2 protein-coding genes are annotated in these 3167 nt (G+C 60.0%); one reads left to right on the top strand and one right to left on the bottom strand.

The features are described from left to right. Window positions 1–790 precede the first annotated feature (790 nt). Window positions 791–2311 carry a group II intron reverse transcriptase/maturase gene (gene ltrA, locus VMJ11_RS07710; protein ID WP_349255976.1) on the top strand — a complete coding sequence of 507 codons (1521 nt, stop codon included), beginning with the start codon at window positions 791–793 and terminating at the stop codon, window positions 2309–2311. 141 nt (window positions 2312–2452) lie between these two features. On the opposite strand, the gene lepB is transcribed toward ltrA, so the two are convergent. Next, window positions 2453–3167: signal peptidase I (lepB, locus tag VMJ11_RS07705; protein ID WP_325618563.1), on the bottom strand; the 715-nt coding region annotated here is incomplete at its 5' end.

Below are 3167 nucleotides of genomic sequence, written 5' to 3'. Positions count from 1 at the left end.
AGCGGGATGAGATCGGGTTCGTACACCTCACTTGCCCGCCTCCCCCGGACGGGAGAATTGCAAATCGATTTTGCACGCGGAGCCAGGAAGCCGCGGAAGTTTCCACGGCGTCACGAAGCGCCGAGTGATTTATTACGCGCGGCGCCGATGAGTGCCCGTTTTTTTCGGCGCTTCGCGCGAATGATCCCGCGCTAGTGGAACGAATCTGACATTTGCATCCCGCACTGTCATGGCCCGCGACGGCGGGCCACCCAGTTGAAACAAGCACGCCGATTCTGAACATCAAGCATTTCGCTAGACTCCGCCGAGCTGTCCTGCGTGACCTGGGTGGCCCGCCGTCGCGGGCCATGACAAAGATGGGGTGGGATTCAATTGTTGGATTTTCACCACTAGTTACGTCTGGCTGCGATCTCTCCGCGGCTCTGCGCCTCCGGTGCGCCAGGGAAGCTGGCGCGATCCTGCCGGTGGAAGTCCGGCTCGGGTAAGGGGTAGCGCCCGCCCGATAGTGAGTGTTGCGTGATGGAAGGCAACGACCATGACGAAGCGTACACAGCGATTGTGCAGGGTGAGTTATGGAGCCCCGAAATGCGGAAACTTGCAGAAGCCGAGCCGTTCGGAGACGTCGAAGGCCACGCGTGCGGTGCCGTGATGCGAGGCACTGTCGTTCTGCCGGGGTCGAAGGGACCTCATCATGTACAAAAGGATCGCGTTGGAAACTGGGAGATCTCATGACCGACCGCTTGCCCGTGGCACCGGTCCGCATCGGGGAGGCGCAAGCCGAACGCCGATGATGCACGGTCATGAGAAGTCGGGTCCTGCCGTAGTAGCTGGGAAGCCGGTGAACGCAGCCGTGGAAGAAGCGGCAACGGAGTCGGTGGAGCCAAGGGCGGGAGCCAAGGGAAATGCGAGGGAGCCTGACACGACCCGGGTGCAGAACCGGACCAGCGTGGCACAGGGGCTTGATCGCATACGGCAAGCTGCCAAACGAGAAGGAGTAAGGTTCACCAGCCTGCTGCACCATGTCAGTCCTGCGTCTTTGTCCGAAGCGTTCCACGCGCTCAAACGCGATGCCGCTGCGGGTGTGGATGGAGTGACGTGGGAGGACTACGCGAGAGGTCTTGAGCCCAGGCTCGACGATCTGCATACGCGTGTTCACAAAGGCGGTCCGTACCATCCGCTGCCGGCGAGACGGGTTTACATCCCCAAGCCGGACGGACGGCAAAGACCGCTGGCCGTGGCGGCTCTTGAAGACAAGATTGTCCAGAGGGCGGTTCTGGAAGTCCTGAGCGCGATCTATGAGGAAGACTTCCTCGGGTTTAGCTATGGCTTTCGGCCCGGGCGCAGCCAGCACGATGCGCTGGATGCCCTGTGCACGGCCATCGACAGAAGGAAAGTGAACTTCATTGTCGACGCCGATATCCGGTCGTTCTTCGACACGGTGAACCATGATTGGCTCATCGGCTTCCTGGAACACCGCATCGGCGATGTGCGCATCATCCGCCTGATCCGTAAATGGTTGAAGGCGGGCGTCATGGAAAACGGGCTGGTCGGCGCCAGTGAGATGGGGACGGGGCAGGGATCGGTCATCTCGCCGCTGCTTGCCAACGTCTACCTGCACTACGCTCTGGACCTGTGGGCCGAGCAATGGCGGAAGACAGAAGCCGAAGGCGACATGGTCATCGTGCGGTATGCCGACGACCTGGTCATAGGCTTTGAACACGAAGCCGAAGCAAGGCGCTTCCTCGACGCGATGCGCACGAGGCTTGAGACGTTCGCACTGACGCTGCACCCGGAAAAGACCCGCATCATCGCGTTCGGACGCCATGCGGCGGAACAACGAGGTGAAAAGGGCAAACCGGATACCTTCGACTTCCTGGGCTTTACCTTCATGGCCGCCAAGTCGCGCAAAGGAAACTTCCTCCTCAAGAGGAAATCCCGCCGCGACCGCGTCAGGGGCAAACTCAGGCAGATCAAGGATACGCTGCGTCAGAAAACGCATCAACCTTTCGATGAGACGGGAAGATGGCTGGCCAGCGTGGTCAGGGGCTTCTTCAACTACCATGCCGTGCCAACCAACAGCCGGACGCTTGCGGCATTCCACTACCGGGTCGTCATGCTCTGGGCAGCCGCTTACAAGCGGACAAGTCAGCGAGCGCACATAACCCCGCAGCTGCTTGATCGCATGCGTTCCTATCTTCCACCGCCTCGCATCCTTCATCCCTGGCCCCAGCAACGCTTCGCCGTCAAACACCCAAGGTGGGAGCCGTATGCGGGAAAGCCGCACGTACGGTTCTGTGCGGGGGGCGCATAGCAATATGCGTCCCTACCGCGACCGTGAATCAATTGCCGGGATGATCGAAAGCGAGAGTCCTGTAGCCAGGGATACTCGTGCCGCTCCTGAACTCCAGCCTGCAGGTTTTGGTGACACCGTCAAAGTCACTGTGGAGAGCTGTTAGTTCACGCTTTGCCACACCACGCGATGAATGCGGCCGTCGATGAATTTGACGACCACCCGGCCGAGGATATTCCGTGCCGGGACGAAGCCGAGATCGAGCCGGCTGTCATTGGAATTGTCGCGGTTGTCCCCGAGCACGTAGTAGGAGTCGGGAGGCACGGTTACTGCGGCCGTGTTGTCCATGTCTCCATTGGTCGATGCCTGCAGAATGCGGTGTCGACTGCCGCCCGGCAGCCATTCAAAGAATTGTGGTACGCGCGTACACGAACCGAACTCGTCGCAATCGAGCCAGAGATCAGGAATTCGTTGAAGTCTGGCGGGATTGCCGTTGACGTACACCCGTCCGGCAACGAGTTGAATGCGATCGCCTGGCAGGCCTGTTACTCGCTTTACGAAATCATCTCCTTGTGCAGTCTTGAATACGATCACATCGCCACGCTGCGGCTGGGAGAGGATATACGCGAATTTCCTCACCCAGACATGGTCGCCGATATTCAAAGTGGGGCTCATTGAGCCACCAGGAAGATCGAAGGGCTGGAATAGAAAGGTCCGGATTACCAGAGCCGTCACCGGAAACGTCAGAGTGATCAGTGCGAGTGCATACCAGCGCGAGTACCAGCGCATTGGTTGGTCGCGCAGCCTTGCGCGCGCGAGAAAATATGCGTGGACCGCGCCGACAAGCCGAAACGGGATTGACGCCAGCAGCAGCGTC

Source organism: Paraburkholderia sp. (assembly GCF_035501035.1).
In the GTDB taxonomy this organism is placed as follows: Bacteria; Pseudomonadota; Gammaproteobacteria; order Burkholderiales; family Burkholderiaceae; genus Paraburkholderia.
The sequence above is the reverse complement of the archived record's forward strand: the minus strand, read 5'-3'. Positions and strand labels throughout refer to the sequence as shown.